Genomic DNA, 17,234 nt, shown 5'->3' with positions numbered 1-17,234 from the left:
AACCGGTGTATCAGAGGTCTCGTTCACTATATAAAACAGCTGCTCACAGCCGCATTTGACGACACCGCCAAACCCTTAACTACGCGGCATTGCGGACCGGTCTGCTTCCGTTAGGCGACGATGCGACGGGGAATCCGGGACAAAGGCGACCACAAGCAGCGTCCGCCGCCTGACTACGCGGCCCCCCACTCCCCGGAGCGAGGCCGCTCGCCGCGCAGGCGCCGCCGGAGGCGCCTTTAGCCCTTAGCCCTTGACCTCGCCCTTGTCCACGCGAACCCCCGGCCGCCAGCGCCGTGTGTGGAACGACGCGGCGGGCGGCCGGGTGAGACCACAGTGACGTCCTCCCGCCGTGCCCGCTCGGTTGTGCCCGGGTCAGGACCCGCCAGGCCGCCGTGGAGGCTGCTCGTGCAGCACGGCCAGCCGCGCGGTGTACTCCTTCTCGTCGATCTCGCCGGCGGCGAAGCGCCGGGACAAGACCTGCTCGGCGTCCTGGTCTGGCGGGGGTGCGGTGGGCAGGTGCGCGTGGGCGGAGCTCAGGCGGTAGAGCGTCACCCCGACGGCGATCAGGAGCGCCCAGAAGGCCAGCATGCCGAGGATCATCAGGAAGCCCCAGGCTCCGATGCCGTGGTGTCCGTACTGGTGCATCATCGAGATCGTCTCCTTCAGGTCGGTCTCCACGAGATCAGCGTGGCGACCGCCCGGGCTGGGCCGTAGGGCCTCGGGGCCCGCGCACGGCGGGTCCAAGGGCACTGTTCGGGCCGGCCGGACGCCACGAGGCTGGCCCCGACCCACCACAGACCAGCCCCTCGAGGAGGAGATCGCCGTGAGCCGGCCCGTCATCGTCGGATTCGACGACACCGAGCACAGCACGTATGCCGTGACCTGCGCCGTCCGGGAAGCCGTCGCCAGAAGCGCGACGCTGCGCCTGGTCCACGCCTACCAGTGGATCCCGCCGGGGACCTTCGGCCTGCCGCCGGGGATCGCGGCGGAGGCGGCCGTCGCCGCGGCGTCCCAGGCCATGCTGGACAAGGCCGCCGAACGACTGCGTACCGAGAACCCCGGACTGACCGTGCAGGCCGTGTCGGCCGGCGGCGACCCGGCCGGGGCGCTCGCCGATCAGGGACGCGACGCCTCGCTCGTGGTGGTCGGCGGACGCGGCCGCGGCGGGTTCGCCGGGCAGCTGCTGGGCTCGGTGGCGCTGCGTGTGCTGGACCTCGCGACCTGCCCGGTCATGGTCGCCCGCGGTGCCGAATCCCCGGCCGCCGGCCGGATCATGGCCGGCGTCGACGTCGACCGCCCCGGTGGCGACGCCGGGGTCCTGGAGTTCGCGTTCGCTGAGGCGGCTCTCCGGAACGCGGAAGTCTTCGCGCTCCATGTCTGGGACGACCCGTCGCCGTTGTACCTTGCCGACACCCGTTTCGCCACCGAGGTCACCGACGCCGTCCAGGCCAACCGCGTGAACCTGCTCGCGGCGGCAGTCGAGCCGTGGCGGGAGAAGTATCCGAACGTCCACGTCTCGTGCCAGGCGCTCCCCGGCACGCCCGGCCGGGTGCTCGTCGACTCCACACGGCTCGTCGACACGCTCGTCATCGGCGGCCTCGCGCGCACCGGGGAACACCGGGGTATGCGGGTCGGCGCGCTGGCGCACACCGTGCTGCACCACGCGCACTGCCCGGTGATCATCGTCCCCGAGGGCTCAGGGCCGAAGGTCCCGCTCCCCGCCCCTCCGTTCGCCTCTGTCAGGGGCCTGTCGCGCGGACGACGCTGAAAGTGAGGTTTCGCGGGCCGATCGAACCCGACGCAGCGAGGAGCTGGTGATGGACAAATACGTGTACAGATTCGCCGAAGGCGGCCGGGGCATGGCCGAGCTGCTCGGCGGCAAGGGCGCCGGGCTGGCGGAGATGACGCGGATGGGGCTGGACGTCCCGCCGGGGTTCACCGTCACCACCGAGGCGTGCCGCGTCTTCCTGGAGACCGGAGCCGAACCGGCGAGCCTGCAGGACCAGGTGTCCCGCGCCTGGAAGCAGTTCGAGGACGAAGTCCGCGAGCGCTTCGACGCCCACCGCCCGGTGCTCGTCGCGGTCCGCTCCGGAGCGAAGCGTTCGATGCCGGGCATGATGGACACCGTCTTGAACGTCGGGCTCAACGATCAGAGCGTCGAGCGGCTCGCCGTCTGGTCGGGCGACGAGCGCTTCGCCTGGGAGAGCTACGCCAGGTTCGTCCGCTCGTTCGCCCTGACCGTCCTGGGCATGGACGAGGAGCCGTTCGAGGCGGTCTTCCAGGAGTACCGGGACGCGGCCGGCGACTGGCGTGACAGTCTGACGACCGAGCATCTTCGTTCTCTGAGCCGGGTCTACCGGAACATCGTCGAGGAGGAGAGCGGACGTCCGTTCCCGCAGGATCCGCGGCAGCAGCTGGACCTGGCCATCCGTGCGGTGTTCGGATCCTGGGACGGGGAGCGCGCCCGGGTCTACCGCAAGCGCGAACACATCCCCGACGACCTCGGCACCGCGGTCAACGTCTGCCTGATGGTCTTCGGCAACCTCGGCACGGACTCCGGGACCGGCGTGGCGTTCACGCGCGATCCCGCCACCGGTGCCCCCGGCGTGTACGGCGACTACCTGCGGCACGCGGTCGGCGAGGACATCGTCGCCGGCGTCCGCAACGCGGTGCCGCTGCAGGAGCTGGAGCGGCTGGACCCGAAGTCCTTCGCCGAGCTGTGCGAAAACCTCCACGGGCTGGAGAACCACTACAGCGACATGTGCGACATCGAGTTCACCATCGAGCGCGGAAAGCTGTGGATGCTGCAGACTCGCGTCGGGCAGCGCAGCGCGGCGGCGGCGTTCCGGATCGCCGCCGACCTCGTCGACGAAGGACACGTCACGCGTGAGGAGGCGGTGCTGCGCGTCACCGGCGACCGTCTGGCGCAGCTGCTGTTCCCCCGGTTCGACGACCAGGCCCTGCCGGCACGGCTGGCGACCGGTGTGGCCGCGTCCCCCGGCGCCGCCGTCGGCCGCGTGGTGTTCGACGCCCACACGGCCGCGAGCCGCGACGCCCGCGGCGAGACGGTGATCCTGGTGCGCCCGCAGACCCGGCCCGAGGACCTGCCGGGGATGCTGGCCGCGGCCGGCATCCTGACCAGCCAGGGCGGCAAGACCTCGCACGCGGCCGTCGTCGCGCGCGGCCTGGGCCGGCCGTGTGTCTGCGGCGCGGAGCAGCTCGCCGTCGACGTCGACCACAAGCGGTTCACCACCGCCGACGGCACCGTCGTGCACGACGGCGAGTACATCTCGATCGACGGCACGAGCGGGCACGTCTACGCCGGCGAGGTCCCGCTGATCGCCTCGCCGCTGGTCCGGCACTTCCAGGGGACGCCGGACGACGGATCCGGCACCGAGGACGCCTCGGTGCCGGCCGTGGACAGGATCCTCGGGTGGGCCGACGACTGCCGCCGCCTGGGCGTCCTGGCCAACGCCGACACGGTCGCCGACGCCGAGCAGGCGAGGCGCTTCGGCGCGGCCGGCATCGGCCTGTGCCGCACCGAGCACATGTTCCTGGGCGAGCGGCGCCCGCTGGTCGAGGCCCTGATCCTGGCCGACACCCCGACCGGACGGCGGGAGGCGCTGGACGCGCTGCTGCCGTTGCAGCGCGCGGACTTCACCGGGATCCTTCGGGCGATGGACGGCCTGCCGGTGACGGTCCGGCTGATCGACCCTCCGCTGCACGAGTTCCTCCCGGACCTGACCGAACTGTCGGTGAAGGTCGCGCTCGCCGACGGCCACGATCCGAACTGGGTGCACGACGCCCACCTGCTCGAGGCGGTACGCCGGATGCACGAGCAGAACCCGATGCTCGGCCTGCGCGGCGTGCGTCTCGGCCTGACCGTTCCGGGCCTGTTCGCGATGCAGGTGCGGGCCCTGGCCGAGGCGGCGGCGGCGCTGCGCGCGGACGGGTTCGACCCGCGGCCGGAGATCATGGTCCCGCTCGTGGGCGACGTCCGCGAGCTGCGTATCGTCCGGCTGGAGGTCGAGCAGGTCCTGGCCGAGGTCGCCGCGGTCACCGGCGTCACCGTGCCCTGCCCGATCGGCACCATGATCGAGTTGCCGCGCGCGGCTCTCACCGCCGGACAGATCGCCGAGGCCGCCGACTTCTTCTCCTTCGGTACCAACGATCTGACCCAGACGACCTGGGGATTCTCCCGCGACGACGTCGAGGCCTCGTTCTTCCCCGCGTACCTGGACCGCGCGGTCTTCCAGACGTCCCCCTTCCAGACCATCGACCCGGTGGTCGGGCAGCTGGTCCGCACGGCGGCGGTGGCGGGCCGCGAGGCGAAGCCCGACCTGGGGCTCGGCGTGTGCGGCGAACACGGCGGCGACCCGGAGTCGATCCGGTACTTCGACGAGGCCGGGTTGGACTATGTCTCCTGCTCGCCCTACCGGGTCCTGGCCGCGCGGCTGGAGGCCGGGCGCGCCACGCTGCTCGGCAAGACGCCGTGACCGAGCGCCCCGGCGCTGAAGGCAGGAGCCCGCGGCGACATCGATAGCGGGCCACCGGCCCGGGCCGACCAGGCCCGGGCCGACAGCTGTTTCACATGGAGGAGGTGTCGACGTCTACCTGGTCCACCGCCTCGACAGCCAGACTCCGTTGGAGACTCCGCGGAGCTGGATCGGATCAAGGCCGGCATCCCCGGCTACGCCAACGTCTGATGCCAGTGGAAGCCCGGGTGCCGGCGGCCAGGCGCCGGAGCAGGCCAGTACAGTCTGAGCGAGGACGCCGCCGGAACCGCCCCGCGAGTCGCCCAACGGCGGCACCGCCACCGGAACAGGACCATCGGCCCTGTTCAACCACCCATCCGGGACATGTGCTGGATGCATGGACGCACAGCATCATGTCGCCGAAGTCATGACATACCCAGTCGTCGCCGTCCAGCCCGGGGTCGCCGCCGGGGAGGTCGCGCGGCAGCTGGCCTGGTACCGGATCGGCGCCGTGCCGGTCGTCGACTCCTCGCTGCACGTCCTGGGAGTCCTCGCCGAGTCGGATCTGCTGGCCGACAACCGGAGCGAGTGGGTCACGGCCGGGGACCTGATGTCCTCGCCGGCGTTCGCCGTGACCGAGCGCACGACTGTGGAGGAGGCGCGCGCTGTACTCGTCTCCCGCGGCATAGGCCGACTGCCGGTCGTCGATCAGGACAGGCGGCTGGTCGGCATCGTGAGCCGCCGCGACCTGCTGCTCTCCGGCCTGCCCAGCGACAACCGGATCAAGCGCCAGGTGATCGACCGTGCGATCGACACCGGTGCCGTGGTCGAGCACGTCCAGGTGCGAGACGGTGTGGTGCGCGTTCACGCGCGGGTGGCTCGCCGGAGCGAGGTGCATGTCCTGGAGCATCTGTTGCGGCGGGTTCCCGGCGTGGTGCGGCTGCGGGCACACATCGATTTCGACCTGGACGACGTGGCTGTGGCCGTGGCCGACGGCGCGGTCCGGGACGACGCGACATGACCGGCACCGGTCACCGCGTGGTCGTCGGAGTCGACGAGACCGACGACAGCCTCGTCGCTCTCGACGCGGCGGCGGTCGAAGCCGCGCTGCGCCGGTGCCCGCTGCACGTCGTCCATGCCGACCCCTTCGCCACGGCCGCGAGCACGGCCGCGAGCACGGCCGCCGGGCCGTCGCCCGATGAGCCGGGGCGATGGGTCGACCGGGCCGTGAAGCAGGCCTTGGCCGCACATCCAGAGCTGACCGTGACCGGCGAGGTGGCCAGAGGGTTCGCGCAGCCGGTGCTGGTTCAGGCCTCGGGCGACGCCGAACTCGTGGTCATCGGCGGCTGTGGCCTGCGCGCGCCGGCGCGGGCGCTGGTCGAGACGGTCGCCGGCGGCCTGGCACTGCGTGCTTCGTGCCCGGTTCTGGTGACGGTCGGCCGCGGCACTGCGAACGGCTCGATCGCCGTCGGTGTCGACGGCTCGCCGCCTTCCCGGGCCGCGATCGGCTTCGCCTTCGCCGAGGCGGACCTGCGCGGTCGTCGTCTCGCTGTCGTTCACGCGTGGTCCAGGCCCGGGCCGCGCAACCCGGGTGGGGTGCTTCCGATCGACTTCGGCGCCATGTCGGTGCGGGCGGGGGCGGAGCGCATGGTGGCCGAGTCGTTGGCCGGCTGGTGTGAGAAGCACCCCGACGTGCGGGTGCGGACCCTGGTGGTCCACGGACACCCGCGCGAGGCGCTGACAGAACTCGGGAAAGCCGAGTCGCTCCTCGTCGTCGGCACCCGCGGCCGCACGGTGCCGCCGGTCCGCGAGTTGGGCTCGGTGAGCCGGCATCTGCTGTACCGGGCGCCGTGCCCGGTCGTCGTCGTGCCTCGGCACTGGACCGAACCGTAGTCGAACACAGATCTGGAGAGACAATGAAAGCCGTGGTCGGAGACCGGATAGCCATCATGTCCCGGCACCTGGACGAAGCTGTCCGAGAGGGCGAGATCATCGAGGTGCACGGCGCCGCGGGAGGCCCTCCGTACGTGGTCCGTTGGCTGGACTCCGGGCACACCGGAGTGCTGTTCCCAGGGCCTGATGCCCAGGTCCGGCATCTGGGCGGGACGACGACCACCGCCGGCGGAGCCGCCGGTCACGGCTCCGAACCGATCCGCGCCGAGAACTGGCAGGTCACCGTCGCCGTGGTGGAGTACGAAGGCGGCAAGACCAAGTGCCACGTGATCGCCCACACCGGTCTTCGCGCGGTTCAGGCGCACGGTGAGGCACAGCGCCTCGCCGGGGATGTGGAGGTTCCGCAGATCGGAGACGAGGTGGCCGTGGGGCGCGCGTTCATCACGCTGGGAGAGGAACTGCTCGGCGAGGCTGTGCGGGACATCGAGGACATCGAGGGGCGACGTCACGCGGTCGTTCCGCGGTCGCCTGCCGACCCCGCGGAGTGACCGGGGTTTGCCGTCAACGGTCGTGGGCCCCGTTCACCGACGCCGTCTGTGATGCTCTTGGCGGTTGGGGCACGACTGCCTGCCGCCAAGGTTTCCTGGTCCGCAGGGGGTGGAGGACCTCTGCGTGTTCGATGGCGGAGCACAGTCGCGTGGCGAAACGCGCCGCCTCCGCCTCGCCCACCAAGCCGTGGTCGAAGACCAGGGTCAGGTTGAGGATGTCGTGCTGTTCGATGACGTTGCCCGCCTGGTGCGGGCAGCCGCTGACGCTGCCGATCACCACGTGCAGGGGCATCAGCGTGGACGCCGGGACGCCGAACGCCTCGCCGACGTCGTGCATACCCGTGGTGGTGACCATCACCGTGCCCATCCGCTGTCGCAGCCGCACCGAGCGGTCCAAGACCGTGTACACCGTGCGGACCAGACCCGGGGTCCTGGCGAGCAGGGGGAAGCGTTCGAAGACCCCCGCGGTGGACGCGGATTCGGCGGCGAGCAGTTCCGTGGATGTCCGCGTGACGTCGCGCTGGTCGGCGTCGCGGACGACGTGGGGTACGGTACGGGACTCCCGTTCGGCCTGGACCGGGACCATGACGTCGACGTGGCGGTGCACGATCAGCCGTCCGCGCCAGTCCCGGTAGGCGTGCACCGTGGGATGCTCGGCCGCGACCCGCGCCACGGACGCCGTGACGAAGCCGGTCAGCGACAACGTCTCCGGCGACATCGCCATCAGCCTGCGTGCGGCCGTCACGTCAGCCCTCATCAGGTAGTGCATGGTGGACCGGTGACGGCCCGCCCGGTCGGCGCCGATCGCCAGCCGACGGGCGGTGGGCAGCGGGCGGACCTCGATGCCACGGGCCCGCGCCGACCTGTTGTCTTCTTCGGATCGCATGATGTGCTCCTCGCGTCGGGGATGCCGGCGCTTCCATCGTTGGCCCGGCCGCACACGCCGACAACGGGCCGAAAGGCCTCATATCGGCGGCCGTATGGCATGCCGGACGTGCTGGTCGGTAGGGGGCGCAATCCAGTGCTCAGGAGGGATCTTCTCCCCGGGCGGCCTGCTTCTGCCCGGCCGCCAGATGCTCGGCCCGCGTCTTGATCCCGAGCAGCATCTTCCGTTCCATGACCAGGCTTCCGGGTTCCATCACGTAGAGAGACAGGGCGCTGTTCAGCAGGCCCGTCCTCGGATCCTGGATCCGGTTGCGGCTGACCAGCCTGGTCAGATCGCCGCCGGGTGCCGAAGGGGCCTCCGGGTAGAGGCCGAACTCCCACACCCACGCGCCGTCTGCGGACCGCAGCACCATCGCGTGATCCTGTTCCAGGATCTCCACGCGCATCCGCGTCTTCTCGCCGAGCGGGATCTGGTCGCCTGCGTCGAGGTCCTGCAGTTCGGGGATGATCTCGTCGGCGCTGTGCATGTTCAGGCCGAAGAGGTTCTCGATCCAGTCGTAGGTGTAGGCGCCGCCCCGTCCGGGTCCCATCTGCACCAGCCACGGCCAGATCGCCGAGGCCGGGGCGTGGATGCCGATCGCGCGGGTCGATACGACCGGGGCCTCGGGCAGCAGGTCGTCGCCGGGCATCTTCCTGGTGATCTCGTCGGCTCGGGCGCCCCAGTTCAGGCAGCGGTCCCGCCACAGGGCCGGGTATGCGGCCGCTGCGAAACCGAGCAGCCCGCCGGCCACGGCCGCTGTCGAGAATCCCCGGTTCATGATGTACCGCCTTGTCCGTTGGGCGATCAGCTCCGGCTCAGGACGACCTTCAGCGCCCCGGTGTCCGCGGCGTCGCCGAAGACGCGGTAGGCCTCCTCGAAGTCGTCGAGGGCGAAGCGGTGGGTGACCATCGGGCTCACGTCGAGCTGTCCGGCCTCGAGCATCCGCAGCAGCGTCGAGGTGGAGGAGGTGTCGACCAGCCCGGTGGTGATGGTGACGTCCTTGATCCACAGGTCTTCCAGGTGCAGCGTCGCGGGCTTGCCGTGGACGCCGATGTTCGCGACGTGGCCGCCGGGGCGGACCAGCGTGGTGCACAGCTCGAAGGTCTCCGGGACACCCACCGCCTCGATGACGACGTCCGCTCCGAGCCCGCCGGTCAGGGTGCGTACGACTTCTGCCGGGTCCTCATCGGGGCGCGCGGTGGCGTGGGCGCCGAAGTGTTTGGCGGCCTGCAGGCGGGAGGCGGCCTTGTCGATGGCGATGATGTGGGAGGGGGAGAACAGCCGCGCGGTGAGGATGGCGGCCAGCCCGATGGGTCCGGCGCCGACCACCGCGACGGTGTCGCCGGGCTGGACCCGGCCGTTGAGGACGCCGACCTCGTAGGAGGTCGGCAGGATGTCCGCCAGCAGTACGGCGGCCTCATCGCTGATGGTCTGGGGCAGCTTGTACGTGGACAGGTCGGCGAAGGGCAGCCGGGCGTATTCGGCCTGCACGCCGTCGGTGGTGTGGCCGAGGATCCAGCCGCCGCCGGCCAGGCACTGGCCGTAGGCGCCGACCCGGCAGAAGCGGCAGGTGCCGCACGCGGAGATGCACGAGGCCAGGACCCGGTCGCCCGGGGTCAGGGTGGTGACTCCGGATCCGACCTCGACGACGGTGCCGACGGCCTCGTGGCCCAGCACGGTGCCCGGCTGTACCTCGGGCACGTCGCCCTTGAGGATGTGCAGGTCCGTGCCGCAGATGGTGACCGCGTCGACGCGGATGATCGCGTCCCTGGGGTCTGCGATGGCCGGATCGGCCTTGTCAGTCCATGCTTTCTCGCCGGGGCCGCCGTAGACGAGCGCCTTCATGACTGGAACCTCCATGGGTGGGATGAGGACTTCCTGGCTGACTTCCTCCGACACCCAGACTCCTGCGGCGCCGACCCGTGCCGTAGTGCCGGGGGGCCCGGGGGCGCCGGGCCGAAAGGCCCTGCGCGCCCCGTGGACGGCTAAAGCGCGCTGATGGTCTCGGTCAGCATGGCGGCGAGCCGTCTGCGCTCGTCCTCCAGGTGCGCCTGTTCGGCCAGCCAGGCGTCCCGCTCGGCACGATCGCCGCGGCGCGGTCTGCGTCGGTCCAGGTCGTCGACCGCCATGTGCCAGCACAGGTCCTCCACGGCCAGGCGCAGCAGCATCGGGTCGTTCTCGGCCATGGTCAGCGGCACCGCGGTGCCGGCCGAGGCCAGGTTCAGGCTCCGGGCCCGCAGGACTGCCCGCTCCCGGCCGCGTCGGGTCGGGAGCCGCCACTGCCTGCGGCGCGGTGCTTGGACGTGGGTGCCCAGCGAAGGAACGGTCATGACACTCGCCTCCTGGAATCCTGTGTCGGCCGGGCATCAGAGCCCTTTTTCGAAGCATCGCCGGGCCGGGACCGCGGCCGGCAGGGCCCGAGGTCACCTCACCGCGTGACCGACGGCCCGCTCCCGGACGGGACGTTCAGCCCCGCCCGGATATTCACTGGGGCACCACGGCGACGGGGCATTCGGCGTGTTGCAGCAGTGTTTGTGTGACGGGGCCGATGAGCATTCCGTGGCGTCCTTCGCCGTGCCGGCGCGCGCCGGTGACCAGGAGGTCTGCTCGGTGGGATGCCTCGACCAGCAGTCCGGAGGCTGAGCCGATGGCGAGTTGGTGGAAGGCGTGGACGTCGGGTTGTTTGGCTTGGGCGGTTTGGACGAGGGCGGTGAGGCGGTCGTCGCGTTCGCGTTCGATGCGGGCGACGTCGTCGGCGATGCCGGGGTCTTGTTGGCCGTAGGCGACGATCCAGGGTTCGTCCCATACGTGGGTGACGGTCAGTCCTGCTGCTCGGCGTGAGGCTTCTTCGAAGGCGAAGGCGAGGATGGTGTCGCAGTCGGTGTCGATGTCGACGGCGGCGATGATCCGGTTGTGGGTGTCGTCGGTGTCGCCTCGGGCGACGATGACGGGGCAGCAGGCCTCAGCCAGGGTACGCATGGAGGTGGAGCCGAGCATGAGGCCGTGGAAGCCGCCGGTGCCGCGGTTGCCGACCACCAGCAGGTCCGCCTCGTGGCTGGCGGCGGCCAGCACCTTGCCCGCGTAGCCGGCGACCGCGCGGGCCTCGACGGGCAGGTCGGGGTGGCGTTCGCGGACGCGGCCGGCGCCGTATTGGGCGATTTCCTCGGCGGCTTTGCGGGCGGTCGCCTCGGTATCGGCGGGCGTCATGCTGTGCGGCTCGGGGGGCGTGAGCCAGTGGTAGGCGGAGATGACGAGCAGGGACCCGCTGCGGCGGGCGGCTTCGCGGGCGGCGACGCCGAGCGCGTGCTCGCCCGGGCGGGTGCGGTCGTACCCGACGGCGACGGTGGTGTTCATGAGGACCTCCACGGTGAGCGTGGCTCTTGGCTTATTCTTCACGCTTGTCGCGGTCGGTGGTCCGGGCCAGGGCTTGAGGACCCGGTGGTTTCCGGGCCGTTGGACCCGGTGGTGCGCCTTCAGAAGCCGGCTTCGAGCCGGTCCTGCTCGTCGCCCGCCAGCCCCGCCGTGTCGTCGACGACCTGGTGGACCAGGGACCGGGCGGCGTCGGGGGTTCCCGTGCCGAGGCGGCCGGCCAGTGCCTCCGTCTGTGCGAGGTGCTCTTCGAGGCGTTTCCGGAGGCGGAGCAGCCGGGTCTGCTCGGCGTGTATCGCCTGACGGGCCTCGAGGAGTCCGGTGAGGAAGGCGTGGGCCTGCATCCGTTCCTCGCGGAGTTCGCGGGCGACGTCGGCGCAGCCGTCGGCGTCAGCGGCCACGGCGTCGTTCTCCAGTTCGGCGAGGGTGGCGTGGCTCCGGGCGATCTCGGCGTCGGTGTAGGCGCGTTCGTCGGCGAGTTCGCTCAGGTCGCGCAGCGCGTCCGCGAGCATCGCCCGCTGCCGCCAGCGGGCGGCGGTGAGCTGGGCGGCCGGGTCGCGACGACCTTCCCGGCCGTACCGCAGGGTGTCGGCGATCCGACGAATGAGGCCCATCGCTCACACCTCCGGCACCATCACGACGGTCACGGCTTCGTCGAGGTCCCTGCGTCCGCGCAGCGCCTGGCGGACCATGCCGGCGGCCTCGGCCCTGGCGATGCTGTCGGACAGCCCCAGGACGTGGACGAACACCGCCGTCGACGCCGCGGCGTGGGTGACCACGACGTCGATGTCGCCGGGGTAGCCGTTGGCCCGCAACGCTTCGCGCGCCGCCCGCTCGGCGTCCCGGCGAAGCGCCGCCTCGACCGGCCGGGTCAGCTGCTCACAGGTGCCGACCAGCTCATCGGTGGTGCAGACCGCCGCGGCGTCGATCCAGGGGAAGCGTTCGGTGTCCGCCGGTCCCGTCACGATCAGCGGCAGATGGTTGCGCAGCGCACAGCAGGCACCGAACTCACGCGCGGTCGGGAGGGCCGGCGCGCCCGGGGAACGTGCGTCGATGACCGCGCCGATGTCGGCATCGGTACGCAGCGGGCAGTGCCCGATCCCTTGCAGCACGACGCATCCGTCTTCGTCCGCGCGGTGGTCGGGGTGGCAGAACGAGATGTCGTAGCCGGCTTCCCGGAGCCGCTGTTCGGCTTGGCCGGCCGCTCCGGGAGCGGATTCCGTCAACAGGACTCTCATGGCCCGCACCTCCTGGCTCCGGACGCTCTCGTACCTGGACCACTCCCCGTATCTCCAGTCGATCGTGACGGGAGCGTGTGTTCCAGGGGCCAACGACCCGGATGTCCAGGGGCCGATGGCGCCGATTCCCCTCAGCCGGCGGGACCTTCGCCCCGTGGCCGGCTCAAGGCAGGAAGGCGCGCCCACCGACTTTGCGGTCGTCCACGACGGGGATCCGGGCTCTGATAACGGCGTGCGTGCGCCCGGATCCGTCATCGCCCTCCGGTCCGAGCCGGCCGCGAGCCACGAACAGGACGTGGTCCCGGTTCGGGAGCTCCATGACGTCGGCGTGGAGAGCGTCGGCGTACGCGGCCAGGACCGCCGCGGGGTCGCGGTGGCCGCCGCCGTTCTCACGGTCAAGGGAGTGGATCTCCGCGTGCACTGTGTGCGAGGGACCGACGTACCAGTGCAGCAGTGGCAGGGGGTGGTCGGCGTCGGGGCCGTGTCCGGCCACGAACGCGGCCAGGTCGTGCAGGACGTCGCGTTCGCTTCGCCACAGCTCGTGGGCGATGACGGTGGTCATGGCGTCTCACAGAAGGATCGTCGGCCGGCTCGGTCGCCCGGCCTGCTTCTTCCACGATGTCCGTCGACCAGGGGCGCCGCCACGGCCGAAGGACCTGTCCTGCCAGAGGCGGACGGTCGCACCGCGATATCGCAGCAGCTTGCGAAGCTGGAATGGGGGACGGAGCCTCGGCGAGGCCGGACGGATCGTCTTGGCCGCTCCCGGCACGCTCGAAGCCATGGCCGCCGCAGGCCCGGATGCCGGCCGACGTGCGCGTTGCCGCCGGTGGTCCTCGCCGAGGCGATGGCGACTTCGCCGCCGTCGGCGACGACCGCGCGGCCTGCGGACGACGCGGCTGCGCCCGATCAGTGGGTGGGGGCGTGACGCGGCTCGCGTCGCCCCAGTGAGCCGTCGGCCGCACCGCGGCCCCGGCCGGAGGTGTTCACTGTGAGAAGGACGCCTCGGCGAAGGAGGAACAGGTGAGCCTGGCCGTGCTCGCGCTGGTGCTGGCCGTCGGTCTGGTCGGCCCGCTGTTGGCCGCCGCGCGCCACGGAGCCGTCCCGGTCGCCGTCGGCGAGATCCTGGCCGGGGTGGTCGTCGGCCGCACGGGGTTCGGGTGGGTGGATCCGACCGAGCCGGTGCTGGTGTTCCTGTCGCAGGCCGGGTTCGCCCTGATCATGCTGGTCGCGGGCAGTCACGTTCCGGTCCGGTCGGCTCGGCTGCGCCCGGCGCTGGGGCGCGGCGCGGTGCTGGCGGCCTTCACCGGGGCGCTGGCGGTCCCGGCGGGGCTGGGCGTTGCCGCCCTGGCCGGGACGGGGCACGGCTGGATGTACGCGGTGCTGCTCGCGTCGAGCTCGGCCGCGCTGGTGCTGCCGGTGGTGCAGGACGCCGGGCTGTCCTCGACACCGGCGCTGGTGATGATCGCCCAGGTCGCGATCGCGGACACCGCGGCGATCGTGCTGCTGCCGCTGGCCGAGCAGCCGTCCCGGGCCGGGCACGCCGCGCTCGGGGTGCTGGCGGTGGCCGGTGCGAGCCTGGTGGTGTTCCTGATCGTGCGCCAGGCCCGCAGGCGGGGCTGGCAGCGCCGGTTGCACCGGTTGAGCCGGCGCCGGAATCTCGGGCTGGAGCTGCGCGAGCAGCTGATCATCGTGTTCGGTCTGGCCGGGCTGGCCGAAGCGGTCGGCGTGTCGGTCATGCTCGCGGGGTTCGCGGCCGGTCTGATCCTGGCGGCTCAGGGCGAGCCGCGCCGCCTGGCCCGCCAGCTGTTCGCGGTCGCCGATGGGTTCCTCGGACCGGTGTTCTTCGTCTGGCTGGGTGCCTCGCTGCAGCTCGACGACCTCGTCCGGCACCCTCGCCTGATCGGTCTGGCCGGGGCCCTGGCGGCGGCCACGCTCGCGGTGCACGCCGCGGCCCGGCTGCTGGGCCAGCCGCTGCCGCTGGCGGTTCTGGCCGGAGCACAGCTGGGAGTGCCGGTGGCGGCGGTCACCATCGGTGAGCGCGCGGGGCTGCTGAAGCCCGGTGAGGGCGCGGCGATCCTGGCCGCGGCGGTGGTCGGTCTCGCGGTGACGGCCTGGGCCGCGGCGATCGCCGGGCGCGACGCGGCGCGGCGCAAGGCGTCCGCCCCCGCCGACTGAGGCGGCTCCCGGGGCAGGACTGCGGCATCGGCGATGGCCATCGGCCGGCTCCCGGACGCGGGCGCGGAGCGGGGTACCTCCTTGACGTGAGGACGGGGTCCCGCGGACGTCGATGGCAGCGTGCTTACTCAGGCACGATGACGACCGGACAGTGCGCGTGGTGCAGCACGGCGTGCGCCAGGCCGCCGAGCCGGACTCCGTCCCCGTCGGAGTTCCGTTGCGCGCCCAGCACCAGCAGGTCGGCCAGGCGGCTGGAGTCCACCAGCACCCGGCTGGGCACACCGGTGAGGACCTGCGTCGACACGGAGGTGTCCGGGTGCTTGGCCCGCCACGGGGCCACCAGGGATTCCAGGCGCCGGCGGTGCTCGCCGGCCAGCTCGGTCAGCTGCGGACGAGGAAAGCTGCCGAGGCCGACCGGGTACAGATAGCCGGGGTCCTGCCAGGCGTTGAGGCCGAGCACGCCGTAGCCGTGCAGCGCGGCCTCCTCGAACGCGAAGCCGAGCACGTTTCCGCCGGTGGTCGGGGCCAGGACGTCGACGCCGACCAGGACCCGCCGGGTCACGGCGGGGCCGGCGGCCGGCTCGCCGCGGACGACGAGCACCGGGCAGCGTGCGTGCACGACGGTGCTCAGCGCGGCCGAGCCCAGCAGCATCCCGGCGAAGCCGCCGCGGCCCCGGCTGCCGACCACCAGAAGCGCGGCATCCTTGGCCAGGTCGGCCAGGCACGGCCCGGGCTGCCCGCTCAGCGCGAAGGTGTGGACGTCCAGGTCCGGGTGCGCGGCGTGAACCGCGGTGAGGGCCCGGGCCAGCAGTTCGGTGGCGGCGTCGCGCACCGCGCCCTCGGGGCTGTCGTTGCCGGGCATGAGGCCGACGGTCGCCGGCGGCAGCCAGTGGTAGGCGTGGGCGAGCCAGAGCGGTGCGCCGCGCAACCGGGCTTCTTCTGCTGCCGCCGCGATGGCGCTGTCGCTGTGTTCGATGTCGTCGATGCCGACGACGACGGGGCGGGTCATGGGTGTCCTCCACTGCCTCGGTGGTTCGGTGCGGTGCGGTGCGGTGCCGGGACTTCAATGCCGGGTTCCGGCCTGCGGTGCATCGCCGGCTTCATGCCGGGGGCGGTCAGTCGTCCCCGGCTCCGTCGGCGCCGTGCGGAATGCGACGGCCGGTGACGCGCTCGGTCACGACCCTGATGAAGTGGTCCCGCTCTCCCCGTGCCCACGGATCGACGCCGAGCCCGTGCAGCCGGGCCTGCTCGGCCGGGTCGGTGACGAGCTTGACGCGGCCCAGGAAGGTCACCATCCAGCCGTCGTGGGATTCCTCGTCGATCCGGTCGGTCTCGAAGGCGACCACGGAGCCGGCGACCCCGGCTCCGAACATCGGGCCCTTGCGGGTCCGGAACACCACGTCGCGGCCGTCGAGCTTGAAGTTGACGACGAAGACCGCGGGCAGAGCGTAGCGGCTGTAGACGATCCGACCGACCGGGACCGTCGAGGCCAGGGTCAAAGCCTCGGCTTCGCTGAAGTGTTCCATACGCTGTTCCACGGTCATGACTCGATCGTCCTCAGGGCTGCGAGTCCTCTGAAAGAGTCTTTGGACCCTGTTCCACACCTGAGCTTCGCTGTTTCCCACCGGCTGTCGCCGCACTAGTCTGACCGTGACAAGCAAGCCGATGCGGGCTATCGGCTCGCGCACCGTCGGGAAGGACGGTCCGAGGATGGCCGATCGGGAGCCCACCGAGCCCAAGAGCTCTCTACTGCCGCAGCTGCGGATGGACGAGTTGCTGGACGAGCTGATCTCCCGGGTGACCCAGATCCGGGCTACCCGGGACCGGGTCCAGCAGCTCTTGCAGGGAGTGCTTGCCGTCTCCGGTGGGCTGGAGCTGGACCAGGTGCTGTCCACCATCATCGCCACCGCCACCGAGCTGGTGGACGCCCAGTACGGGGCTCTGGGGGTCATCGACAGCGGCGGGGAGCGCCTGGAGCGGTTCGTCACCGTCGGGTTGAGCCAGCAGGAGATCGACGCGATCGGGCCCTATCCCACCGGGATGGGGCTGCTCGGCCAGCTGATCCGGCATCCGCTGCCGCTGCGGCTGCCGGATATCGGCGGGCACGAGTCCTCGTTCGGGTTCCCCGACAACCATCCGCCGATGAGGACTTTCCTTGGCGTTCCGATCCGGGTCCGGGACAAGGTCTACGGCAACCTGTACCTGACCGAGAAGCGCGGCGGCTCCCAGTTCGACGCCGACGACGAGACGCTGTTGACCACCCTGGCGGCGGCTGCCGGTGTCGCCATCGACAACGCCCGCCTGTACGACGAGGCGCAGCGGCGGCAGCGGCGCATGGAGGTCACCGCCGAGCTGACCCGCGGCCTGCTCTCCGGCGTCGACAGCCGCGACGTGCTGGCAGTCCTTGTCGAGCGGGTCCGTGGCCTGGCTGGGGCCGACCTGATGCTGGTATCGCTTCCGGACTCCGCGGGCGAGCGGTTGACAGTCCAAGTGGCCGCTGGGATGGGAGAGGAACGGGCTCGTGGCTCCTCGGCTTCCATCGCCGACTCCGACATCGGCCGGGTGTTCACCGAAGCCTCCGGGCAGGCGGTCGCGGCGGGGGAGTGGGATG

The 17,234-nt window shown here is 71.7% G+C and carries 18 protein-coding genes; 7 read left to right on the top strand and 11 right to left on the bottom strand.

Annotated features, from left to right (window positions below; translation table 11 throughout):
- Positions 1-372: 372 nt before the first annotated feature.
- Complete coding sequence (locus ABIA35_RS49005) at positions 373-678, bottom strand: SHOCT domain-containing protein (protein WP_370362596.1); 306 nt, start codon at positions 676-678, stop codon at positions 373-375.
- Between the two features lie 145 nt (positions 679-823).
- Here ABIA35_RS49005 and ABIA35_RS49000 point away from each other — a divergent pair, with 145 nt between their 5' ends.
- The 5 genes from ABIA35_RS49000 to ABIA35_RS48980 all read left to right on the top strand — a co-directional run bounded on the left by ABIA35_RS49000 (position 824) and on the right by ABIA35_RS48980 (position 6,916).
- On the top strand, positions 824-1,768 hold the full coding sequence (locus tag ABIA35_RS49000) for a universal stress protein (RefSeq protein WP_370362595.1): 945 nt from the start codon (positions 824-826) through the stop codon (positions 1,766-1,768).
- 49 nt (positions 1,769-1,817) lie between these two features.
- A complete protein-coding gene (ppdK, locus tag ABIA35_RS48995) occupies positions 1,818-4,496 on the top strand; it encodes a pyruvate, phosphate dikinase (protein ID WP_370362594.1) in 2,679 nt (892 codons plus the stop codon).
- Between the two features lie 406 nt (positions 4,497-4,902).
- On the top strand, positions 4,903-5,496 hold the full coding sequence (locus tag ABIA35_RS48990) for an HPP family protein (protein ID WP_370362593.1): 594 nt from the start codon (positions 4,903-4,905) through the stop codon (positions 5,494-5,496).
- Entirely contained in the window at positions 5,493-6,368 is an 876-nt protein-coding gene (locus ABIA35_RS48985) for a universal stress protein (RefSeq protein WP_370362592.1), read from the top strand. Before ABIA35_RS48990 ends, ABIA35_RS48985 begins: the two co-directional genes overlap by 4 nt.
- Before the next feature lie 23 nt (positions 6,369-6,391).
- Positions 6,392-6,916, top strand: a complete 525-nt coding sequence (locus ABIA35_RS48980; RefSeq protein WP_370362591.1) for a DUF1918 domain-containing protein — start codon at positions 6,392-6,394, stop codon at positions 6,914-6,916.
- 13 nt (positions 6,917-6,929) lie between these two features.
- Here the strand turns inward: ABIA35_RS48980 and ABIA35_RS48975 are convergent, their stop codons facing one another.
- The 8 genes from ABIA35_RS48975 to ABIA35_RS48940 all read right to left on the bottom strand — a co-directional run bounded on the left by ABIA35_RS48975 (position 6,930) and on the right by ABIA35_RS48940 (position 13,010).
- Positions 6,930-7,802: a hypothetical protein gene (locus ABIA35_RS48975; protein WP_370362590.1), complete on the bottom strand. Its 873-nt coding sequence runs from the start codon at positions 7,800-7,802 to the stop codon at positions 6,930-6,932.
- Between the two features lie 139 nt (positions 7,803-7,941).
- A complete protein-coding gene (locus tag ABIA35_RS48970; RefSeq protein ID WP_370362589.1) occupies positions 7,942-8,619 on the bottom strand; it encodes an SRPBCC family protein in 678 nt (225 codons plus the stop codon).
- 26 nt (positions 8,620-8,645) lie between these two features.
- Positions 8,646-9,686 carry a zinc-dependent alcohol dehydrogenase family protein gene (locus ABIA35_RS48965; protein ID WP_370362588.1) on the bottom strand — a complete coding sequence of 347 codons (1,041 nt, stop codon included), beginning with the start codon at positions 9,684-9,686 and terminating at the stop codon, positions 8,646-8,648.
- A 140-nt stretch (positions 9,687-9,826) separates the two neighbouring features.
- On the bottom strand, positions 9,827-10,171 hold the full coding sequence (locus ABIA35_RS48960; protein WP_370362587.1) for a hypothetical protein: 345 nt from the start codon (positions 10,169-10,171) through the stop codon (positions 9,827-9,829).
- A gap of 154 nt (positions 10,172-10,325) precedes the next feature.
- The gene (locus ABIA35_RS48955) at positions 10,326-11,195 is read right to left on the bottom strand and encodes a universal stress protein (RefSeq protein WP_370362586.1); all 870 of its coding nucleotides are present in this window, start codon (positions 11,193-11,195) and stop codon (positions 10,326-10,328) included.
- 119 nt (positions 11,196-11,314) lie between these two features.
- Complete coding sequence (locus ABIA35_RS48950) at positions 11,315-11,824, bottom strand: hypothetical protein (RefSeq protein ID WP_370362585.1); 510 nt, start codon at positions 11,822-11,824, stop codon at positions 11,315-11,317.
- A gap of 3 nt (positions 11,825-11,827) precedes the next feature.
- Positions 11,828-12,448: a hypothetical protein gene (locus tag ABIA35_RS48945; RefSeq protein ID WP_370362584.1), complete on the bottom strand. Its 621-nt coding sequence runs from the start codon at positions 12,446-12,448 to the stop codon at positions 11,828-11,830.
- Between the two features lie 163 nt (positions 12,449-12,611).
- Positions 12,612-13,010: a hypothetical protein gene (locus ABIA35_RS48940; RefSeq protein ID WP_370362583.1), complete on the bottom strand. Its 399-nt coding sequence runs from the start codon at positions 13,008-13,010 to the stop codon at positions 12,612-12,614.
- Between the two features lie 458 nt (positions 13,011-13,468).
- Between ABIA35_RS48940 and ABIA35_RS48935 the strand changes: the two genes are divergently transcribed.
- Positions 13,469-14,623 carry a cation:proton antiporter gene (locus ABIA35_RS48935; RefSeq protein WP_370362582.1) on the top strand — a complete coding sequence of 385 codons (1,155 nt, stop codon included), beginning with the start codon at positions 13,469-13,471 and terminating at the stop codon, positions 14,621-14,623.
- 124 nt (positions 14,624-14,747) lie between these two features.
- Here the strand turns inward: ABIA35_RS48935 and ABIA35_RS48930 are convergent, their stop codons facing one another.
- Entirely contained in the window at positions 14,748-15,632 is an 885-nt protein-coding gene (locus ABIA35_RS48930; protein ID WP_370362581.1) for a universal stress protein, read from the bottom strand.
- Positions 15,633-15,738: 106 nt separating this feature from the next.
- Complete coding sequence (locus tag ABIA35_RS48925) at positions 15,739-16,167, bottom strand: pyridoxamine 5'-phosphate oxidase family protein (protein WP_370362580.1); 429 nt, start codon at positions 16,165-16,167, stop codon at positions 15,739-15,741.
- A gap of 166 nt (positions 16,168-16,333) precedes the next feature.
- Between ABIA35_RS48925 and ABIA35_RS48920 the strand changes: the two genes are divergently transcribed.
- Positions 16,334-17,234, top strand: a 901-nt coding sequence (locus ABIA35_RS48920; RefSeq protein ID WP_370362579.1) for a GAF domain-containing protein, incomplete at its 3' end; no start/stop codon positions are given.

The sequence above is a fragment of the Catenulispora sp. MAP12-49 genome (assembly GCF_041262705.1).
Lineage (GTDB): Bacteria > Actinomycetota > Actinomycetes > Streptomycetales > Catenulisporaceae > Catenulispora.
This window is presented reverse-complemented; position numbering and strand designations above follow the sequence as displayed.

Bases quoted from the DNA above. Each gene is read 5' to 3' on its own strand.
- ABIA35_RS48930 (WP_370362581.1), bottom strand. From the start codon at position 15,632: ATGACCCGCCCCGTCGTCGTCGGCATCGACGACATCGAACACAGCGAC.
- ABIA35_RS48975 (WP_370362590.1), bottom strand. From the start codon at position 7,802: ATGCGATCCGAAGAAGACAACAGGTCGGCGCGGGCCCGTGGCATCGAG.
- ABIA35_RS48965 (WP_370362588.1), bottom strand. From the start codon at position 9,686: ATGAAGGCGCTCGTCTACGGCGGCCCCGGCGAGAAAGCATGGACTGAC.
- ABIA35_RS48950 (WP_370362585.1), bottom strand. From the start codon at position 11,824: ATGGGCCTCATTCGTCGGATCGCCGACACCCTGCGGTACGGCCGGGAA.
- ABIA35_RS48925 (WP_370362580.1), bottom strand. From the start codon at position 16,167: ATGACCGTGGAACAGCGTATGGAACACTTCAGCGAAGCCGAGGCTTTG.
- ABIA35_RS48990 (WP_370362593.1), top strand. From the start codon at position 4,903: ATGACATACCCAGTCGTCGCCGTCCAGCCCGGGGTCGCCGCCGGGGAG.
- ABIA35_RS48940 (WP_370362583.1), bottom strand. From the start codon at position 13,010: ATGACCACCGTCATCGCCCACGAGCTGTGGCGAAGCGAACGCGACGTC.
- ABIA35_RS48960 (WP_370362587.1), bottom strand. From the start codon at position 10,171: ATGACCGTTCCTTCGCTGGGCACCCACGTCCAAGCACCGCGCCGCAGG.
- ABIA35_RS48970 (WP_370362589.1), bottom strand. From the start codon at position 8,619: ATGAACCGGGGATTCTCGACAGCGGCCGTGGCCGGCGGGCTGCTCGGT.
- ppdK (WP_370362594.1), top strand. From the start codon at position 1,818: ATGGACAAATACGTGTACAGATTCGCCGAAGGCGGCCGGGGCATGGCC.
- ABIA35_RS48955 (WP_370362586.1), bottom strand. From the start codon at position 11,195: ATGAACACCACCGTCGCCGTCGGGTACGACCGCACCCGCCCGGGCGAG.
- ABIA35_RS48985 (WP_370362592.1), top strand. From the start codon at position 5,493: ATGACCGGCACCGGTCACCGCGTGGTCGTCGGAGTCGACGAGACCGAC.
- ABIA35_RS48980 (WP_370362591.1), top strand. From the start codon at position 6,392: ATGAAAGCCGTGGTCGGAGACCGGATAGCCATCATGTCCCGGCACCTG.
- ABIA35_RS48945 (WP_370362584.1), bottom strand. From the start codon at position 12,448: ATGAGAGTCCTGTTGACGGAATCCGCTCCCGGAGCGGCCGGCCAAGCC.